Here is an 18,661-nt window from a genome sequence, read left to right as displayed (position 1 = left end):
GCGCGAAAGCGCGGGGCGGGTTTTGCTTTGCTGAAAGTGCCCGATGCGCGTTGACCTTTTCGATTTCGACCTGCCGGATGAACGGATCGCCCTGCGGCCCGCCGAGCCGCGCGATAGCGCGCGCCTGCTCGTCGTCGATCCGCATGCCGAAACGGTCCTCAGCGATCACTCAGTCAGCGAGCTGCCGTCGTTCCTCCGGCAAGGGGATGCGCTGGTCTTCAACGATACCAAGGTCATTCCCGCGCAGCTCGAAGGCATCCGCCATCGCGAAGGGGCGGGCGGCCAGCAGGTCTCGGCGACATTGCATATGCGCGTCGGTGCCAGTCGCTGGAAAGCTTTCGCCAAGCCCGGCAAACGGATCAAGATCGGTGATCGCATCGCCTTCGGCCACAGCGGGGAAAGCTGCTTCCTTGGCCAGCTCGATTGCACCGTCGAGGAGAAGGGAGAGGGCGGTGAAGTCACGCTTGCGTTTGATCTTTCCGGCCCGGGGCTCGACGAGGCGATCGCCTCCGTCGGCCATATTCCGCTGCCGCCCTATATCGCCGCCAAGCGTCCTGACGACGAGCGCGATCGCACTGACTACCAGACGATCTACGCCCGCGACGAAGGCGCCGTTGCAGCGCCCACCGCCGGCCTGCATTTCACGCCACGACTTTTCGAAGCTCTGGACAAGGCCGGTGTCGAACGCCATTTCGTGACGCTGCATGTCGGCGCCGGCACCTTCCTGCCGGTCAAGGCCGACGACACCGCCGATCATAAGATGCATCTTGAAAGCGGCTATGTTAGCGCGGAGACGGCTGCAAAACTGAACGCCGTCAAGGCGAGGGGCGGGCGCATCATTTGCGTCGGTACGACGTCGCTGCGGCTGATCGAAAGCGCGGCTGCCGACGATGGAGAAATCCGTGCCTGGGCGGACGCCACCGGCATATTCATCACGCCTGGCTACCGTTTCAAGGCGGTCGATGTCCTGATGACCAATTTCCACTTGCCGCGCTCGACGCTCTTCATGCTGGTTTCAGCATTCTCTGGCTTCGAGACCATGCAGGCGGCATACAAACACGCCATTTCAAACGGCTACCGCTTCTACTCCTACGGTGACGCGAGCCTTCTTTTCCGGAAAGACAAATGACCGAGAATTTCCAGTTCGCCCTCAAGAAGACCGATGCAGGCGCTCGCCTCGGCGAAATCTCCATGCCGCGCGGCACGATCCGCACGCCAGCTTTCATGCCGGTCGGCACTGTCGGCTCGGTCAAGGCGATGTACCTCGACCAGGTTCGCGAAACGGGCGCCGACATCATTCTCGGCAACACCTACCACCTGATGCTGCGGCCGACGGCTGAGCGTGTCGCGCGCCTTGGCGGCCTGCACAGCCTCATCCGTTGGGAACATCCGATCCTGACCGATTCCGGTGGCTTCCAGGTCATGTCGCTTTCCGCTCTGCGCAAACTTAACGAGCAGGGCGTCACCTTCAAGTCGCATGTCGACGGTAGCCTGCACCACATGTCGCCGGAGCGCTCGATCGAAATCCAGGGCCTGCTCGGCTCCGACATCCAGATGCAGCTTGACGAATGCGTGGCGCTTCCGTCCGAACCGCGTGAGATCGAACGGGCGATGGAGCTTTCACTGCGCTGGGCCGAGCGCTGCAAGGTGGCCTTTGGCAACCAGCCGGGCAAGGCGATGTTCGGCATCGTGCAGGGTGGCGACATTCCCGCACTCCGCATCCGCTCGGCCGAAGAACTGGCACAGCTTGACCTCAAGGGCTATGCGGTGGGAGGTCTTGCCGTCGGCGAACCGCAGGACGTTATGCTGAAGATGCTCGAGGAAACGCTGCCGGTGCTGCCGAGCGAAAAGCCGCGCTATCTCATGGGCGTCGGCACGCCGGACGATATCCTGAAATCGGTTGCCCGCGGCATTGACATGTTTGACTGCGTAATGCCGACCCGCTCCGGCCGCCATGGCCTGGCCTTTACCCGCCGCGGCAAGGTCAATATCCGCAACGCCCGCCATGCTGAGGATACGCGCCCGCTCGACGACCAGTCGAATTGCGCGGCCTCGCGCGATTATTCGCGCGCCTATCTGCACCATCTCGTCCGGGCCAATGAGGCGCTCGGCGGCATGCTGCTCTCCTGGCACAATCTCAACTACTATCAGGAGCTGATGCAGGGCATCCGCGCGGCAATTTCCGAGGGTCGCTTCGCCGATTTCATGGCGGAAACGCAGGAGGAATGGGCAAAGGGCGATCTCGAGCGCGCCTGAGGTTCAGATGCCTTTGCTCTCGGTATTCGGCACGATCTGCACGCCGTTGATCTTGTAGCCGCCGTCTGGCTGCCGCATCATTTGGTAGATCGCCGTCCAGTCCTTGCCGTCGCGGCCGGATATCAGAACCTCGTGATAAATCATCGTGCCGTCATCGATCGAACGGCTGCGGCCGAAGGCGTAGTTCCCGGGATGATAGACAGGCTCGTAGCTCTTCTTCACCATCGCAAAGAACATGTTCTTGTCCGGATACATCGCCTTGATACCAGGCGCAGCAAAGGAATAGGCCGCCTCCGCATCGTCCTTCAGGAAAGCCGTGATCTGATCCTCGATGATATGCCGCGTCGCATCGATCGGATCTTCAGCACGCGCCGGCAAGGAGAAGAGGACCGTCGCAGCACACAGAGCAAGCACAGCATATAGGGCGCGCATGGATTCATCTCCGGCGATATCAATCGGAGTGTAGGCCATTTTGCGGAATAGAAAAGTAGGCCGCGTCAGGGGAAGGCCCTAGCTTTCGACGCTCTGTTCAAGCGTAGACATCCTTGATTGCATCCAGGGGGCCTTTCAGCGCGGTCCGTGGATGGATCAACTCCGGCTGGATGAGGTGAATCTTGTTGACGGGGCGATGCTCTTCGATGAGCTCAAATGCTTTTGCAAGCATGCTCTCGGTGTTCTGCCTGATCATGATGACCGGGAAGGGCAGGAATGAGCCGAAGGGATCATAGTCGTAGCAGCCGACGACGATGTCGGCGAAGGTCTCGTGGGGGTGCTGCGCCATGAAGCGGAGCAGACCCTCGAAGTTGATCGAGGAATTGATGAAGAGCCCGCGCGGCAGCTTGCCTTCGCGCTCATAGAAGGCTTCGAAGGCCTTCTGTGTCATATTGGGTGAATAGCCGGTCGGCTGAATGCATGCATCCTTGCTCGTGCCGAGCAGCGCCTTTTTGATATCGCGGAAGCCTCTTATGCGTTCCCGGCTGGCATGGTCGTTACGTCCGCCAAACAGGAATAGCTCGTCGGGCTTCAGCGGATGGGCGGGATCGAAACGCTGAATGATCGCTTCGGTCAGCATCCGCGCGCCCTGATAGTTGTCGCTGATGACCGATGGCGCCTTCGTCCCCGGCAGGTCGATATTGATGTGCCGGATGCCCGCGGCTTCGCACAAGGTGTGAACGCTGTCGGGATCGGTCGCCCCGGCGATGAACAGTTCATCAATCGAATAGGAGATCAGCGTTTCGACGGTTGCAAGCTCTTCCTGAGGATCGCGGGAAGCGCTGACGACGACCGGACATTTGCCGTGGCTGCGCACCTGTGCCTCGAAGGTCTGTGCCATGGACGAGAAATAGCGGTTGTCATGCACCGGCAGAAGCAGCCCGACAAGCCCCGAGCGGGAATTGCGTAAGCCGCGGGCCTGGAGGTTGGCAGTATATTGGTGCTGTTCGGCGAGGTTCTGAATAAGTTCGGCCGTGCTTTCCCGAATGCGCCGTTTACGCCAGGTGCCGTTCAGGACGGCGCTGACGGTCGAGGCGGAGCATCCCGACAGGATCGAAAGATCATAGATCGTCGCTTTCTTTTTGCCCTGTTGCTTCATGTGATCCTCCAGCAGTTCCTTAGTGCCGATTTCCTCTTGACGAAAGCTTAAATCCAAAAGATATTATTTGCACCATCGATTGTGCAAGGAAGAAATATCGATTGTGCATTTGAGGTCCGCTTGAGGAGGCGGCGCGTTGGAGGATGCGATTTCCGCGTCGACCGAAACCAAACTGACAGGTACCGCCAGCCGGCGGCCCGTGAGTGTTTCCCTGCGTGAAAACGTCTGGAGGAGGAAGAGATATGAAAAAGCTTATGATCGCAGTGCTTGCTGCATCGCTGTCGCTTGGCGTTTCGTTCGCAGCGCTGGCCGCAGATAAGGTCGGCGTCGTCGTCAAGATCGGTGGCATCCCATGGTTTAATGCAATGGAAGCCGGGATCAAGGAGCAGGGGGGCAAGCTCGGTCTCGATGCCTTCATGGTCGGCCCGACGAGCGCCGATCCAGCGCTTCAGGTGCGCGCCATCGAGGACCTGATTGCCCAGAACGTCAAAGTGATCGGCGTCGTTCCGAACGACGCGAAAGTGCTGGAACCCGTTCTGGCCAAGGCGAAGGCGGCGGGCATTATCGTGATCACCCATGAATCGCCCGGCCAGAAAGGCGCCGACTGGAATTTCGAATTGGCCTCGTCGACCGGCTTCGGCGAAGCGCATGCCAAGCTCCTGGCGGAGAAAATGGCCGGCAAGGGCGAATATGCCGTGTTCGTCGGCTCGCTCACGGTTCCGTTGCACAATGCCTGGGCGGATGCAGCGATCGCTTACATCAAGGCGAATTATCCCGATATGAAGCTAGTCGGCGAGCGCTACGGCGTGGCCGAGGATGTCGACAAGAGCCGCTCGACGGCACTCGATCTCATCTCCGCGCATCCGGATCTCAAGGGTTTCCTTGCTTTCGGCAGCCAGGGCCCCATCGGTGCGGGCCGCGCCGTCGAGGAGCGCCGCAAGACTGGGGAAATCTTCGTTCTTGGGCCTTTTTCGCCCGGCCAGGGCCGGAAGCTCATCAAGGCGGACGCGATTTCCGGAGGCTTCATGTGGAATCCGAAGCAGGCCGGCGAAGTCTTCGTCACCATGGCCGATCGCCTGATCAAGGGTGAGAGCGTCAAGGACGGCGACAACATTCCCGGTCTTGGTGTGATCAAGCCGGTCGGCAACGACATCATCGTCGATCAACTGCTGCCGATCAACAAGGACACCGTGGACGAGCTTGCGGGCATGGGCCTGTAAGTTCGCCAGGACGCGTTCTCCCGGCCTGCCGGGCTGGCTTCGGCCGGCTCGGTGGCGCCGGGAAATTCCATAGGTTGATATGATGACCGCACCTGAAAGCCCGGAAGACGGCCCAAAGCCGCTGTTGTCGCTGCGCAACATCAACATGACCTTCGGCGGCGTCAAAGCGTTGAAGAACGTCAGCTTCGACGTTCTTCCAGGCGAGGTGCATTGCCTGGCGGGTGAAAACGGCTCCGGCAAGAGCACGTTGATCAAGATCATCACCGGCGTTTATCGTCCCCAGTCCGGTGCCGTCATCGAATATGACGGCCAGACCTATTCGCACATGTCGCCGGTAACGGCCCAAGCCGCGGGCATCCAGGTCATCTGGCAGGATCTCGCCTTGTTTCCGGAAATGACGGTTGCCGAGAACATCGCCTTCCAGACGGTGCTTGGCCGCTGGCCGCGGCCTGTCAACTATAACAGCATGCGGGAGACCGCGGTAAGGGCGCTTGCGCGGCTTGGCGTCGCTCTCGATGTGGATCTGCCACTGAAGGAATATGCGATCGCCCAGCGCCAAATCGTGGCAATCGCGCGAGCGCTCATCGGTGACGCTAAGCTGGTCTTCATGGACGAGCCAACCGCCTCACTCACGCAATCTGAAACCGACCGCCTTATCGGCATTGTCCGGACACTCTCGGCTTCCGGCGTGGCCGTTGTGTTCGTCAGCCACCGGCTCGCCGAGGTGCTCGAGATATCGAGCCGGCTGACGGTCCTGAGAGACGGTGCGCTTGTCGGCATCTATCCGGCAACAGGCATGACCCAGTCGCGCATCACCGAGCTGATGACCGGAAAGACTTTCGACCAGGCGCTCCGCGTCCGCGACGTTAGCCGCAATCCGGTGGTGCTGGAGGTCGATGGGCTCTCGCGGCCGGGGCAGTTCGAGGATATTTCTCTTAGCGTGCGGTGCGGGGAGACATTGGGTATTACCGGCCTGCTCGGCGCCGGCCGCACCGAGCTTGCGCACTCCTTGTTCGGCATGCTGAAACCGAAAGCCGGTACGATCCGGCTTGAGGGCAAGCCGGTGCGTTTCTCCTCCAATCGCGAGGCCATCGCAGCCGGTATCGCCTATCTCTCCGAGGACCGGCTGTCGCTCGGCCTCATTCAGCCTCAGTCGATCGCCGACAACCTGGTGATCGCGTCGCTTGACAGGATCATCTCCCGCGGGCTGTTGTCCGATTCCCGCAAGTGGGATCTCGTTGCCCGGTGGATCGCCGATCTCGGCATCAGGATCGGCAAGCAGGACGATGCCGTTTCGACGCTTTCGGGCGGCAACCAGCAGCGCGTGGCCATCGCCAAGTGGCTGGCGACAAACCCGAAACTGCTCATTCTCGACGCCCCGACCGTCGGCGTCGATGTCGGTGCCCGCGCCGGCATCTTCGATATCGTCGCCAAGCTCGCCGACAGCGGCCTCGCGATCATCCTGATCTCCCACGAGGTCCCGGAGGTCTATTTCCACGCGGATCGCGTTCTGCATATGGCCAAGGGCCGTATCGTCAACAGGTTTACGCCGCGCGATTGCGCACTTCAGGACATTGAGGCTGCCGTCTATGCGTAACGCCGTTCAGTCCCATGCGACGGAATTTGCCCTGCTTGCGGTTATCGCAATCATCTGCCTCTTCCTGTCGATCGTCACCGACCGCTTCTTTTCGCTGGGAAACGCGTTCGACCTGCTCAACACCAGTTCTGTCAACATCATCTTCGCCGTTGGCCTGCTGGTCGTGCTGATTGCCGGTGGCATTGATATCTCCTTCGCGGTCGCCGCCTCCGTCGTTCAATACATCACCGCAATCTTGCTCGGCTGGGTAGGCGGCGGCAGTTGGGTGAGCGGACTGCTGATCGCCAGCGGACTCGGAATCCTGCTCGGAGCCGTCAATGCCTTCCTGATCCACAAATTCCGGATCATTTCGATCGTTGTGACCATCGCCACCTTCAACATCTATTTTGGCCTGTTGATGTTCTTCTCGCGCGGAGTATCGATCTACGATCTGCCGGACTGGCTGACCACGCGCATTATCCTGTTCGAGCACGAGATGGCCGACGGAAGCTGGATCGAGATCACGCTGCCGGTGCTGGTCATGCTCATCTGCGTCGCCGCCACCTGGCTGCTCATCACACGAACGACGACAGGACGGCAGCTTTATGCTTTCGGCGACAATCCGGAAGGCGCGCGCCGTTTCGGCATCAATATCGGCGCAATGCAATTCATCGCCTATGGCTGGCTTGGCCTGATGGCTGGTATCGGCGGCCTGATCCAGGCGCATTACGCACAGGAAGTCGTCCCGAACGCGCTATACGGCCGCGAGCTCGACGTACTTGCCGCTGTGGTACTGGGCGGCGCCCGGCTCGGCGGCGGGAAGGGGTCGGTGCTCGGTTGCGTGCTGGGCGTGCTACTCATCTCGATCACGCAGAATGGTCTCAATCTCGCAGGCGTCTCGCCCTATGCCTTCAAGATGATCGTCGGCGCCATTATTCTGGTTGCCATCACGCTGTCGAATGCACGCATTGAAAAGCTGCTGCCGTTCATGCGCCAGAATGGAGGCAGCAAATGACCGCAATCATCAGGCGCAGCAGGGCCGTCCTGGGGCCGGAAATGGCCGGGCCGGGACTTGCGCTCTTCGCGGTGGTGCTCTTCTTCGGCCTGGCGTCGCCTCAGTTCCTGAGCCGTGCCACCTTCGGCTCAGTCGCCTTCCAGCTGCCGGAGCTCGGGCTTCTCACGCTCGCCATGCTGCTGCCGGTGCTCACCGGCGGGCTCAATCTTGCCATCACCTTCACCGCCAACATTGCCGGATTGACGCTCGCCTGGGTGTTGCAAATGAACGGCGGCGTGGATGCGGGACCCTTCGCCTTCTTCCTCGGCGGCCTGCTCGCTATCGGCGCGGGCGCGGCAAGCGGTGTCGTGATGGGGCTGGTGATCGCCTATACGCGTGCCCACCCGATCCTGGTGTCGTTGTCGATGATGATCTTCCTACGCGGGCTCGGCGAGTTCTTGACGCGCGGCGGCGATGTTTCCGGCTTCCCGGCCTACCTTGCGCCGCTCGGTCATGGCAGCGTGCTTGGTTTTCCGGTGCCGCTCCTCGTTTTCATCGGCTGTGTGGCGATCTGGCATCTGTTGCTGACGCGGATGAAGCTAGGCTTCAACACCTACATGATCGGCTCGAATATCGAGGCGACGCGATATTCGGGCGTCAATACGCGCAAGGTCCTGGTGCTGGTTTATATGCTGTCTGGCGCCATGTGCGCGGTCGCCGGCATCATCATGCTCGCCCGGTTCAACTCGGTGCGCGTCGGTCACGGCGAATCCTACCTGTTGATCACCGTGCTTGCCTGTTTCCTCGGCGGCGTCAATCCGTTCGGCGGCTTCGGCCGGGTCATCCCCGTTTTCGTGGCGCTCGTCGTTCTGCAACTGCTCGCGTCCGGTCTCAACCTGATGGGCGCCAACCAGCATTTGGCGACGGCCGTCTGGGGCATCCTGCTCATCGCCGTGATGATCCTGCGCTACGCCGCGGGGCATCTCAAACTGCTCAACCGGAAAAAAGGATAAGGCCCATGGAAGGCTTTGGTGTTCATACTAGCATGTGGACCATGAATTGGGATCGCGCCGGCGCGGAAAAGGCGATTGCCGCCGCCGTCAAATATGAGATGGACTTCATCGAGATCGCGCTCCTCAATGCCCCGGCCGTCGATGCGGCGCATACCAGGACCTTGCTGGAAAAACACAAGCTGCGCGCTGTCTGCTCGCTGGGCTTGCCGGAGAACGCCTGGGCATCAGTTCGTCCCGACGCGGCGATCGAGCATTTGAAGGTCGCCATCGATAAAACGGCGGAAATGGGGGCGGAAGCGCTTTCCGGTGTGATTTTCGGCGGCATCGGCGAGCGCACTGGCGTACCGCCGACGCAAGGCGAATACGACAATATCGCGCGCGCGCTGCAGGCAGCGGCCAAGCATGCCCAGTCGAAGGGTATCGAATTGGGCGTCGAGGCGGTGAACCGTTACGAGAACCATCTGATCAACACCGCCCGCCAGGCGGTGGACATGATCGAGCGGGTCGGGGCCGACAATGTTTTCGTTCATCTCGACACCTATCATATGAACATCGAGGAGAAGGGTGCCGCCAACGGCATTCTCGATGCCCGCGATCATCTGAAGTACATCCATCTTTCGGAAAGCGACCGAGGCACGCCAGGCTACGGCAATGTTCCCTGGAACGAGGTATACGCGGCGCTCGCCGCCATCAGCTTCAAGGGCGGGCTCGCGATGGAGAGTTTCATCAACATGCCGCCGCAGGTCGCTTACGGCCTCGCGGTCTGGCGGCCGGTGGCAAAAGACGAGGCAGAGGTGATGGGTAACGGCCTGCCGTTCCTGCGCAACAAGGCACGGCAATACGGCCTGATCTGACGCTGAGGCTATTTGCGCAGCTTGGCGCGCCGCTCGCGTGCGATCTCGTTCGCTGTTGCGCAATAATAGCCGTTGAGATTTTGCTTAATCCTCGAACGCGTTGCGGCGCAATTCGGGGAAAATCATCGAGCGCTGTCGATCGCGGGTACAGTGAATTTCACAACTTTTCCGCCTAGCACTTCGTGTTCTGGCGTGGCGATTTCGATGAGCACTTTGTGTTCGCCTGGCGGCAGTCCGGTCAGGACGATCGCGCCAGTGCCGCCTGCATCGGCCCACCGCCATGGCAGGTCATCGATGCTGACATGGAGGTGCCCAGCTCGCGGCGAGACATCGGTTGCGCTAGCGCCGAAGATGGGCAGGATGCGGAAGTTCTCGGCCCGATAGGGAATTATGGCTACGCCTCTGGTAATCAGAGGTCTCGGAAGGGGCTGATCCACAAAGAGTTTGGGTGCAGGCTCGTTCTTGATCGGCAGGAACTGTGTGGCTGCATGTTGCGGCGATTGCGCGTGGATGGGTGTGCCCGCGGCGAGTAGGAAAGCTGCCGTTGCGAGGGCTCTTGCGATCGTGGTCATGACAAAAATCTCGTCGTAGTCGCGCCGGTCATGACCGACATATCTCGGGACGCCGGCGCGGTGTTGGGTTGGAGGGCGTTAATCGGACACCGATCAAACGACATTGAGCTCGACTGCGATGTTGCCGCGGGTGGCCTTGGAATAGGGGCAGAGCTGGTGGGCGCGCTCGACCAAAGACCTGGCGAGGTTCGCCTCGATGCCCGGCAGCTTTGCATTCAGCCGTGCCTGCAGCACATAGCCGTCGTCATTCAAGACGAGGTCGATTTCGGCATTTATCGCAGCGTCGGCGGGCACGCGGAGTTGGCGCTCGGCAGCCGCCCTTCCGATTGCGCCGAGGAAACAGGCGGACCAGCCCGCCGCGAAGAGCTGTTCGGGATTGGTGCCCAGGCCTGAAGAGCCCGGCGGCGACAGTTTGACATCGAGACGCCCGTCGGAACTGCGAGACGCGCCGTCTCGGCCGCCCGTGGTGTTGGTGTTGCCAGTGTAGATGACTTTCGGCATTAAGATGTACCTTGTTGAATTTCAGCCGGCTAGATAGCGGGCTGCTGGTTTGTTGGTAGACAGATTTCCGGCCATAGCCTGCCGGGCGGCTTCGTAGACATCCCACTGCGCGACATCATGCAGGCTGGGTATGGTGACGAATTCTTTGCGGGAAAGCCCCAGGAGCGCCGCATCGACCAGGGCATCGGCCGGCATGACGATTTCCTCGGGCAGGTGCGCGACAGGCAGACCGGCGGCGTCCCAGAAGTCGGTGGCGGTCGCTCCGGGAAGGACGACCTGAACGTGGACATTGCTACCCTCGAGCTCCTGCCGGAGGCTCTGGCTGAAGGCGAGGACGAACGCCTTGCTGCCGCCATAGACGCCGTTCAGCCTTTCGGGCGTGATCGCCACGATCGATGCGATATTGACGATCGTTCCCCGGCCGCGTGCAACGAAACCGGGGACGGCGGCATAGGTCAGCCGCGTTAGCGCCTCGACATTGAGTGCGATCATCGCGCTCATCGCATTGGCGTCGGATTGAAGCAACGGCGCGGTCGCTCCCACGCCTGCATTGTTGATCAGTACGGTGATCTCGGCGTTGTCGGCAATCAGGCTGGCGACGTGGTTGACGTCATCGGCGAATGTCAGGTCGGCAGTGACGGTCTCGATGATGCGGCCTGTCTGCTCGCGGATCGGACGCGCGATCCGCTCCAACCGCTCGGCATTTCGTGCGACGAGCACAAGGTCATAGCCCTGACGGGCAAGGCGATCGGCATAGAGGGCGCCGATGCCGCTCGAGGCCCCGGTAATGACGGCCGTTCCCAATGTCTCAGGCATGGCATTTCCTTTCGGGTTTTGATGGACGCCGCCCGGACCAATGTGGTTGTGGGCAGCGATGACGGGAATATGAGCTTGGGAAAAGTTGACCGGTAGTGAGCGAAAACGAGAGTGAGCCTCTCGTTTTCGATCAGCCACGCTTCAGGTAGCGAGAAGCCGGATCGCTATTGACGAGGCCGGAAAGCAGTGCGTTGCGGGCGCTTTTGTACCGCGTCCATTCCCCCGTCTCGGCGAGCGAGGGGATGGTGATTGGCTCGCGAAGATCGAGCCCGACCATCGCGGCGTCGACGAAATCCTGCGGCGACATCATGCTAGGCAGAGGTTCGGGCGGACAATCCCATGGCAAATATCGGTCCGTGTGGCAGCAGCGATGACGAGTTGGACATAGACGTTGTCATGTATCAGCTCGACTTGCATCGTTCGGGTCAGGGCGATGACGAAGGCTCTGGTGGCGCCATTGGCACCTGCGGAAATCTCGGGAGCCAGACCAGCCGCCGATGCAACATTCACGACCGCGCCCTCACGGCGCTGAGCTACCCTTCGGGCTGCAGCGGTCGCCAATCGTGTACAGGCCGTGATGTTGGTATCAAGCAGCCGATCAAGACTCGACATGCGTCCATGAGCGAGCGGCCGGTCCGTCGGCAGCTCCAGATTGTTGATAAGGAGATCGAGCTCAGCGAGCTCGGCCCCGACATCTTTCAGATCACCTTCCCGTGTCAGATCGGCGACGCGCACCTCGATCACCGCATCGGTTTCGCTTCGAAGGACGCGCGCGAGCGCGCCCGGGCGTTCGGCACGATGTGCAAGCAGCACGAGATCATACCCGCGGCGTGCCAGGCGATCGGCGTAGACCAGGCCAATCGCACAGGATGCGTGGGGCGCGGTCGCGACATGACGGTTGTCCTTTCGCGATCGGTATAACGGTTTCCTCGCCATTGATAACTTACCGGATTCAAGAGGCTGCCTCTCAGGTTTCCCCGCTACCGCCGGTGCCGACGTTGCGCGATCTTCGAAGCCACAATCCGGGATCGTAACCGCTGAGCCGATCCCCATTTCACCTCGAACCGGGAGACCGACATGGACACGCATTTCAAACGCAAGATCGCCTTCGCCTTGTCGATGGGTATCGTAACGACAGGGTTGATCTCTTTCACATTGCTCGCGCTCAATCTGGGCTTCTCAAGGGGGTTCGTCCTGACATGGCTCCGCTCGTGGAGCATCGCCTACCTCATCGTTGTCCCCGCCATCCTGCTGGTCGGCCCGCGCCTTCAGGCGCAGGTCGACCGCGTTGTCCGTTGACGCGACGAAGCTGGAGCTACTGACATGACAATGGCCACCCTTCGACGGCTGTTTGCCGCGGCAGCGATGATTTCCTCTATCGCGACCGTAACACATGCCGAGGACCGCTCGCATCAACCGAGGGCGAATATCAGCTTCATTCAGATCGACAACGACATCACACTGAGAAGGTCGGTCGTGCATAGTCTCGACCCGAAGGGGACCGTCCTCTTCCTGCATGGCTTCCCGGAAACGATGTATGCCTGGAAGGAAGTATCCCTAGCTCTCGCCGACGATTACGAGGTCCACGCATTCGATTGGCCCGGCTTCGGGCTCTCGTCGCGGCCGACCACGGACCGCTTTTCTTATGCGCCGATGGATTATGCGCGTGTGCTTGACGCCTACATCGCGAAGGCTCACATCGACCGGTCCAAGCTTACGATCTATGCCACCGACATCGGCGCCCTGCCGGCGCTGCTGCTGGGCTTGGAGAAGCCCGACATTGCACGAACCATTATCGTCGGCGACTTCGCGCCCTTCGATCGGCCGCATTACATGTATGAGAGCCTGCAGAAGCTGAAGGATAGGCGGTCAGCGGCTCAGGCACGGGAACAGCTCAACAAAAACCGCGCGGACATTCTCGAGAACGCCTTCAGGAGAGGGCTAGCGAAGGAGGTGCAGTTCGAGCTCTCCGCCCGGTTCAGGAGCGACATGGCGCGTGGCTGGTCCTATGGCACGCTGACGACGGCTGACGCCTTTGCGAGCTATTACACGCATTTCACCAGGGACCAGCAGTATTTCGAAGCCAATCTGGACAAGCTAAGGACTCCTGTAAAGGTGGTATGGGGCGAGAAGGATCTCTACATCAAGAAGGAAATGGGGGTAGAACTCGCCGAACGGCTCAGGGCCGAACTTTCAATTCTCCCTGACACTGGCCATTACCCTCATCTCCAGAAGCCGGAGAGGACGGTCGAGGAAGTGCGCGCTTCATTCCGGTGACGGTGGATCGCAATAATTGCTGCAAGCCGCGCGAAGCCGGGGGAGCATCCAATCGATGAAGGCACGCACTTTGAGAGCGAGTAGCCCCTGACGCGAATAGACGATGTGGATCGGCTTGGGCCTACCGCCGTAGTCCTTCAAGATCTGCACGAGCGCGCCCGAGGACACTTCCTCCGGAACCTGGTAGTCGAAGAGGCGGGCGATCCCGGCTCCATTTCGCGCGGCTGCGACGCAATTGGCCGCCGTGTTGACCTCGATCCGGCTGCGTGGCATCGCCTCGACAGACTTCCCGTCGATCTCGAAACTCCAGAAGAACGACCGGTTATGGAACATGATTCCGTCGTGATTGGTGAGCTCGGTGGGATGTTGGGGAACGCTATGCCGTTCCAGATAGGCCGGGCTTGCGCAGGTCAACAGGCGGAACTCGCCGGCCTTGACGGCGTAGAGCGAACTGTCGACCAACTCACCAAGTCGGATGGCGACGTCGACCTGCTCGTTGGCGAGATGAACAGAACGGTCGAGGGACAGGAGGTTCAAAGTCACCTCCGGATGCTCGTTCATGAAGTCGAGCGCGATCGGCAGAACGTACCGGTGGCCAAACTCGATCGGCATCGTGATGGTGAGCAGTCCCCGCGGCGTTTGATATTCGCCTGAGGCCCTGCGTTCGACCTCCTCCAGATCGGCGATGATTTTGCGCGCCGCATCGACATAGTCGCGACCGGCGTCGGTAAGCTGCAGGTTGCGGCTTGTTCGGATGATGAGGTTTGCGCCGAGATATCGCTCCAGATCGGCGACCTTGCGGCTGACACTCGGCAGCGGCGCATTCAGCTTCCGGCTGCCCGCCGACAAGCTCCCGGCGTCAACCACCGCAAGCAGAACCCGCATTGCATCAAGCCGATCCATAACGTCCCGACGATTAGAAACCTCGATGTTGAGGATATGAGAAATCGGTTCTGCTGAATAGGCCGCACAGTCGTCTGCGTGAATCGTATCCCGATCATGGTCCGATGGGTGCGTATCGAGAGGGTGGTTCTCATTTTCGCTGGGTACCAGCCACGGCTCGCGGCCGGTAAATTTTAGTCATTCGACAGAGGGTTTCGCTTGATTGCTAACCAAAGCTGTCAGCGTTACCGCAATCAAATTTCCAGTGACGCAGTCTCAAAGGGATGACCACTATGAACAGGGTCTTTTATGTTGGCGTGTCAGCCGCTCTCTTTGCGGCCTTTGCCTTTTCGCTCAACTTCGTTGTGCCCTTCATCATCGGTGACTATTCCACCTTTGATTTTGCCCTAGTCCGTCACGTTGTTTCTGCGCTCGTCGGGCTTTACATCTTGTTTTCTGAGAAGCGCGTCATGCGCCACCTCACGCTTCGAAACTGCCTGCAAGCTATCTGGCTCGCCTTTGTCGGATATGTCGGCTACTTCCTGACGGTGACGGGAGCGGCCATCTTTGCCGGCCCAGTCATCGCTCCCGCCTTTCTAGGTCTGGTTCCGATCGTATTGATGGTCATCGGTAATCAGCGTCAGGGATCAATGCCATGGCGATTCCTTATGATGCCTTTGGCGCTGGTGCTGGTCGGCCTCGTTCTCGTCAATGGCCCGGCATTCACGACCGAAGGATTGAACTCTGTCCAATCGTTGTGGATTGGCGTGCCGTTATCGCTCGCTGCCGTGGGACTTTGGGTCTGGTTCGCCCTTGCCAATCAGGCTGCACTCGCCGCCCGACCAGAAATGCCCTCCGGTGTGTGGTCAGCGCTGATACTAGTCGGAGGCGGCGTCTTGATGCTGGCGTTTTATCCTGTCGGTGCCGCGATGGACCTCTTCCAGCTTCCAACATTGGGATTCGGCTGGAGTGCCGCCGGCAGCCTATATGTTTGGGGTGTGTCCCTCGCGCTGCTGGTAACCGTAGGCGGCGCCTGGGCCTGGAACGTTGCATCACGGAGCCTGCCGGTTGCCTTGGCCGCGCAATTGATCATCTCGGAAACAGCCTTCGGTGTTATCGGAGGACTTGTCGCACATACCCGCTGGCCAACCCCCATCGAAGTGGCTGGGGTGGTTGTCCTGATCGCCGGCGTTGTTCTGTCAGTGCGGATTTTCTACGATCGCCAATTCGCATCGGGAACGACATTGCTTGCGCAGGAGTGACCTGCTGCGCGCCGGATCAATGACAGGCGCTGGCATCGGTGATGAAATGACATCCAACGCAGCGCCCGCATTTGCCGCGAAGTCGTCGAGACGCACGCGACATGCTCGGCCCAAGAGATCATCGAAGTTGGTACAATCTTCCACGTCCTCAAAACCCGGGGAGAGTGACATTCCAACTTTGCAGAATCGGGACACTTTAACTTTGCGTGGCCGGCGTCACCCTGCCGGTGGATGGCGGTTATCACGTAGGCTAGGCAATGGTTCGATTCAATGATTAGTGTACAAGCGCCGACACGCCAGTCGGAGCGCATAAGCTGCGCCTCATGGCCGCCAACCCCTGATGCGTGGTGTCAACCTAAAGATCGGCGGCGCGACGGGCCCTCTCGCTCAGGACTTTGGCGGCAGCAGCCAGTTTTCAAGGGTCAGGCCAGGCACGCGCGCGAACTCGCGCTCGTTGTCGGTGACAAGCGTCGCGCCGATCGCCAGCGCCTGCGCGGCGATCCATGTATCGTTGGCGCCGATCGGTGTCCCCTGTCGCTCCAGCAGCGCGCGTATCTTTCCGTAATGCCGGGTGGTGTCGTGATCGATCCCAACCAGTAGCAGGCGCTGGGCGAGCGTTGCTAGACGCGCACGATTGCGCTCGCCGTATTCGCTCTTCTCCGCGCCGAATTCCAGCTCGCCCAGCACGATCGCCGAAAGGCGGATAGCACTCAGCTCCTCGGATTCCAGCCGCTGGCGAACTTCCTCGCGCCCTTTCAGAGCCGCGATCACAATGTTTGTGTCGATAAGGTAGAGATCGGACACGACCTAGTCATCCAGAGAGGGCACGTCTTCGGCCGGCAGATCTTCGTGCGCGACGAGATCAATTTCATTGGCATCGGACCAGAAATCCCGAAAGGCCTCGGCCGCCTTGCGTGGGTAGTCTGGGACCAGCCGTGCGATCACCTTGCCGTGCCGGGTCACGGCGATTTCCTTGCCGGCTTCTACCTCGGCCAGCAGGGCGGAAAAGTGAGCTTTTGCCTCGACAATAGGGACGCTCTTCATTGTCGCCTCCATAAAAATGACTATATGGTCAGAATATAGGAGGATGACGCTGCTTGGTCAATGGACTGTCCTCTTCCCCGGCGCCTCCTTCGGGGCCATGCTTCGGAGACGCGCCCGAAAAGCGGTGACTGCCACAGCAACCAGGCCGAGAGTGCCGGCCATGATCATAGGCCTGCAAAAGCCGATGGACCTGGCTGCGACTGAGCCCAAGCAACTCAGCGGCCCGGATGACCGTCAGGCTGCCTTGGCGAACCTGCGACGCCGAACACATAGGGCCTCGGCCACGATGCACGTCGTCGCTAATCTTGCTTCCCAACGCTGACGTTCGACCGGCATCCCAAGAGGCGACGACTGTCGCATCTCTCTTATGTTCGTTTGCAAGCTTCTTAGCGATAATTTTTCCTTTCCGGCTTTGAGGACGAAAGCACATGCGTGAAGCTGTTGAACAAAGCAGGAGACAGGGCGTTTCGACGACGGCTGGCATACTCTTATGCGCGGGCTGGGTACCGCATTTCCGTGTGTTCGTCTGGGGCTGCTTCTGTCTAACATCGGGCATGGATTTTATCCGCCACATAGAGATGACGAGGGTTCCCCACCGGAGCCCTGCCTCCATCTTTGTTCAACAGCAGATGTTTGCGTCTTGACTGGTTTGTCGCGCATTGCGCCGACGATTGGCTTTAGATTTTTGCTGTGGGAGCGACCTCCTGCCCGATCGCCCACAGGAACGCTGCCATTTCCCGGGCAACGGCGGTGACCGCGACGACCTTCGGCTTGCCTGCCGCCATCAGCTTGCGATAGCGCGCGCAAAGCCGCACCTGACCTTTCCAGGCAATCTCTCGAACCGCTCTTGGCAGGCCATCCAGCCGGGCCTGGATCGCCGGGCTCACGCGAGCCGGGAAGCGATATGTCCAGGCTCCTTCGACGAGGACCCTTCGCGCCCTTGTGTTGCCTGCCTTGGTGATCCCACCACGTTTGACCCGTTCGCCGGTTGAGCTTTCCGATGGCACGAGACCGAGATACGCCATCAGCTGGCGAGGATTGCCAAAGCGCCGGACATCGCCGATTTCGACCACAAAGGTGACCGCTGTCATGAACGCGACGCCGCGCATCGCTTGATAGGCGGCCACAACCGGCGCCATCGACCAGGATGCCGCGGTCTCGGCAACCAGCTTTGTCAGCCTGTCCAGACGCACGCCGGCATCCTCGATGGCCTGGCAAAATTCCGCCAACAGGATGTGGTGGGCGGGATGATCGAAGGCCTGGCGCGCCAGCCATCTTGTATGGGCATGCGTCCATGGCGTGCGGCCGGTATAAATCCGGCCGTGCCGCAGGAGAAAGGATTGGAGTTGCTGACGTGCCTGCTTCAACGCGTCGTTGGCAGCCTCGCGGGCCCGCACCAGGTCGCGGATCGCCTCATGGCCTTCATCCGGGACCCAGACCGCCGTCAGCTCGCCCGCCCGGTGCAGGCGCGCCAGGCTTACGGCATCGCGGCGGTTGGTCTTCACCCGGTCGCCCGCACGCCTGGGCACCAGCGATGGCGCCACCACCACGCAGTCATGCCCCAGTTCAACAATCTGGCGATAAAGACCGTAACCGGTCGGGCCGGCTTCATAACAAAAATGAAGCTTGGCTCCACGCTTGGAAAGCTTGGCGACCATCGACGCCACCGACGCCGGCTCCGACGAGATATCGCCGAAAAACCGCACCTCGCCGTTACGACCGCCATCGGCAACCGCCACTGAAATCTTCAGCTTCGACGTATCCAAGCCGATGAAAAGTACGCTATTCTCTTTCATGGTTCGC

General features: G+C 60.4%; 21 protein-coding genes and 1 pseudogene. 10 read left to right on the top strand and 12 right to left on the bottom strand.

From position 1 onward, the window contains the following. Positions 1-43: 43 nt before the first annotated feature. A complete protein-coding gene (gene queA / locus N2599_RS08670) occupies positions 44-1,129 on the top strand; it encodes a tRNA preQ1(34) S-adenosylmethionine ribosyltransferase-isomerase QueA (RefSeq protein ID WP_027509495.1) in 1,086 nt (361 codons plus the stop codon). Then, on the top strand, positions 1,126-2,256 hold the full coding sequence (gene tgt, locus N2599_RS08665) for a tRNA guanosine(34) transglycosylase Tgt (protein ID WP_027509496.1): 1,131 nt from the start codon (positions 1,126-1,128) through the stop codon (positions 2,254-2,256). The genes queA and tgt overlap by 4 nt, the downstream gene beginning before the upstream one ends. Before the next feature lie 3 nt (positions 2,257-2,259). Here the strand turns inward: tgt and N2599_RS08660 are convergent, their stop codons facing one another. Both N2599_RS08660 and N2599_RS08655 read right to left on the bottom strand, forming a co-directional pair. Beyond that, positions 2,260-2,688: a DUF4864 domain-containing protein gene (locus N2599_RS08660; RefSeq protein ID WP_027509497.1), complete on the bottom strand. Its 429-nt coding sequence runs from the start codon at positions 2,686-2,688 to the stop codon at positions 2,260-2,262. 97 nt (positions 2,689-2,785) lie between these two features. Continuing rightward, entirely contained in the window at positions 2,786-3,847 is a 1,062-nt protein-coding gene (locus N2599_RS08655) for a LacI family DNA-binding transcriptional regulator (protein ID WP_027509498.1), read from the bottom strand. Positions 3,848-4,089: 242 nt separating this feature from the next. On the opposite strand from N2599_RS08655, the gene N2599_RS08650 reads away from it, so the two are divergent. The 5 genes from N2599_RS08650 (at position 4,090) to N2599_RS08630 (ending at position 9,504) form a co-directional block, all read left to right on the top strand. After that, positions 4,090-5,067: a substrate-binding domain-containing protein gene (locus N2599_RS08650; RefSeq protein ID WP_027509499.1), complete on the top strand. Its 978-nt coding sequence runs from the start codon at positions 4,090-4,092 to the stop codon at positions 5,065-5,067. Positions 5,068-5,149: 82 nt separating this feature from the next. Beyond that, positions 5,150-6,664: a sugar ABC transporter ATP-binding protein gene (locus tag N2599_RS08645; protein WP_027509500.1), complete on the top strand. Its 1,515-nt coding sequence runs from the start codon at positions 5,150-5,152 to the stop codon at positions 6,662-6,664. Then, positions 6,657-7,658: an ABC transporter permease gene (locus N2599_RS08640; RefSeq protein WP_027509501.1), complete on the top strand. Its 1,002-nt coding sequence runs from the start codon at positions 6,657-6,659 to the stop codon at positions 7,656-7,658. The genes N2599_RS08645 and N2599_RS08640 overlap by 8 nt, the downstream gene beginning before the upstream one ends. Further along, positions 7,655-8,650 carry an ABC transporter permease gene (locus N2599_RS08635; RefSeq protein WP_027509502.1) on the top strand — a complete coding sequence of 332 codons (996 nt, stop codon included), beginning with the start codon at positions 7,655-7,657 and terminating at the stop codon, positions 8,648-8,650. Before N2599_RS08640 ends, N2599_RS08635 begins: the two co-directional genes overlap by 4 nt. 5 nt (positions 8,651-8,655) lie before the next feature. Further along, positions 8,656-9,504, top strand: a complete 849-nt coding sequence (locus tag N2599_RS08630; RefSeq protein ID WP_027509503.1) for a sugar phosphate isomerase/epimerase family protein — start codon at positions 8,656-8,658, stop codon at positions 9,502-9,504. 122 nt (positions 9,505-9,626) lie between these two features. Here the strand turns inward: N2599_RS08630 and N2599_RS08620 are convergent, their stop codons facing one another. The 5 genes from N2599_RS08620 to N2599_RS08600 all read right to left on the bottom strand — a co-directional run bounded on the left by N2599_RS08620 (position 9,627) and on the right by N2599_RS08600 (position 12,329). Next, the gene (locus N2599_RS08620) at positions 9,627-10,076 is read right to left on the bottom strand and encodes a DUF6130 family protein (protein ID WP_027509504.1); all 450 of its coding nucleotides are present in this window, start codon (positions 10,074-10,076) and stop codon (positions 9,627-9,629) included. A 93-nt stretch (positions 10,077-10,169) separates the two neighbouring features. Further along, entirely contained in the window at positions 10,170-10,577 is a 408-nt protein-coding gene (locus N2599_RS08615) for an organic hydroperoxide resistance protein (RefSeq protein WP_027509505.1), read from the bottom strand. Between the two features lie 21 nt (positions 10,578-10,598). After that, positions 10,599-11,393 carry an SDR family NAD(P)-dependent oxidoreductase gene (locus tag N2599_RS08610; RefSeq protein WP_027509506.1) on the bottom strand — a complete coding sequence of 265 codons (795 nt, stop codon included), beginning with the start codon at positions 11,391-11,393 and terminating at the stop codon, positions 10,599-10,601. A 130-nt stretch (positions 11,394-11,523) separates the two neighbouring features. Beyond that, on the bottom strand, positions 11,524-11,703 hold the full coding sequence (locus N2599_RS08605; protein WP_084606430.1) for a hypothetical protein: 180 nt from the start codon (positions 11,701-11,703) through the stop codon (positions 11,524-11,526). Then, positions 11,700-12,329: an SDR family NAD(P)-dependent oxidoreductase gene (locus N2599_RS08600; protein WP_051336522.1), complete on the bottom strand. Its 630-nt coding sequence runs from the start codon at positions 12,327-12,329 to the stop codon at positions 11,700-11,702. The genes N2599_RS08605 and N2599_RS08600 overlap by 4 nt, the downstream gene beginning before the upstream one ends. Positions 12,330-12,470: 141 nt before the next feature. Between N2599_RS08600 and N2599_RS08595 the strand changes: the two genes are divergently transcribed. Both N2599_RS08595 and N2599_RS08590 read left to right on the top strand, forming a co-directional pair. Then, a complete protein-coding gene (locus tag N2599_RS08595) occupies positions 12,471-12,692 on the top strand; it encodes a DUF2798 domain-containing protein (RefSeq protein ID WP_027509507.1) in 222 nt (73 codons plus the stop codon). 24 nt (positions 12,693-12,716) lie between these two features. Beyond that, positions 12,717-13,670, top strand: coding sequence for an alpha/beta fold hydrolase (locus N2599_RS08590; RefSeq protein ID WP_027509508.1), 954 nt, complete (start codon positions 12,717-12,719; stop codon positions 13,668-13,670). Here the strand turns inward: N2599_RS08590 and N2599_RS08585 are convergent. Beyond that, positions 13,659-14,573, bottom strand: a complete 915-nt coding sequence (locus tag N2599_RS08585) for a LysR family transcriptional regulator (RefSeq protein ID WP_027509509.1) — start codon at positions 14,571-14,573, stop codon at positions 13,659-13,661. The genes N2599_RS08590 and N2599_RS08585 overlap by 12 nt on opposite strands. 272 nt (positions 14,574-14,845) lie before the next feature. Here N2599_RS08585 and N2599_RS08580 point away from each other — a divergent pair, with 272 nt between their 5' ends. Then, a complete protein-coding gene (locus tag N2599_RS08580; RefSeq protein WP_027509510.1) occupies positions 14,846-15,814 on the top strand; it encodes a DMT family transporter in 969 nt (322 codons plus the stop codon). A gap of 387 nt (positions 15,815-16,201) precedes the next feature. Here N2599_RS08580 and N2599_RS08575 read toward each other — a convergent pair whose 3' ends face one another. The 4 genes and pseudogenes from N2599_RS08575 to N2599_RS08560 form a co-directional block, all read right to left on the bottom strand. Beyond that, positions 16,202-16,618: a PIN domain-containing protein gene (locus N2599_RS08575; protein ID WP_027509511.1), complete on the bottom strand. Its 417-nt coding sequence runs from the start codon at positions 16,616-16,618 to the stop codon at positions 16,202-16,204. A gap of 3 nt (positions 16,619-16,621) precedes the next feature. Next, a complete protein-coding gene (locus N2599_RS08570) occupies positions 16,622-16,858 on the bottom strand; it encodes a type II toxin-antitoxin system Phd/YefM family antitoxin (protein ID WP_027509512.1) in 237 nt (78 codons plus the stop codon). A 153-nt stretch (positions 16,859-17,011) separates the two neighbouring features. Further along, positions 17,012-17,129 (bottom strand): annotated as a pseudogene (locus tag N2599_RS08565) (helix-turn-helix domain-containing protein); the annotation flags it as partial. Positions 17,130-17,535: 406 nt separating this feature from the next. Further along, positions 17,536-18,654 (bottom strand): IS110 family RNA-guided transposase, encoded by a 1,119-nt coding sequence (locus tag N2599_RS08560; protein WP_260308238.1) that lies wholly within the window; start codon positions 18,652-18,654, stop codon positions 17,536-17,538. Positions 18,655-18,661: the final 7 nt, after the last annotated feature.

The organism is Rhizobium sullae (assembly GCF_025200715.1).
GTDB lineage: Bacteria > Pseudomonadota > Alphaproteobacteria > Rhizobiales > Rhizobiaceae > Rhizobium > Rhizobium sullae.
This window is presented reverse-complemented; position numbering and strand designations above follow the sequence as displayed.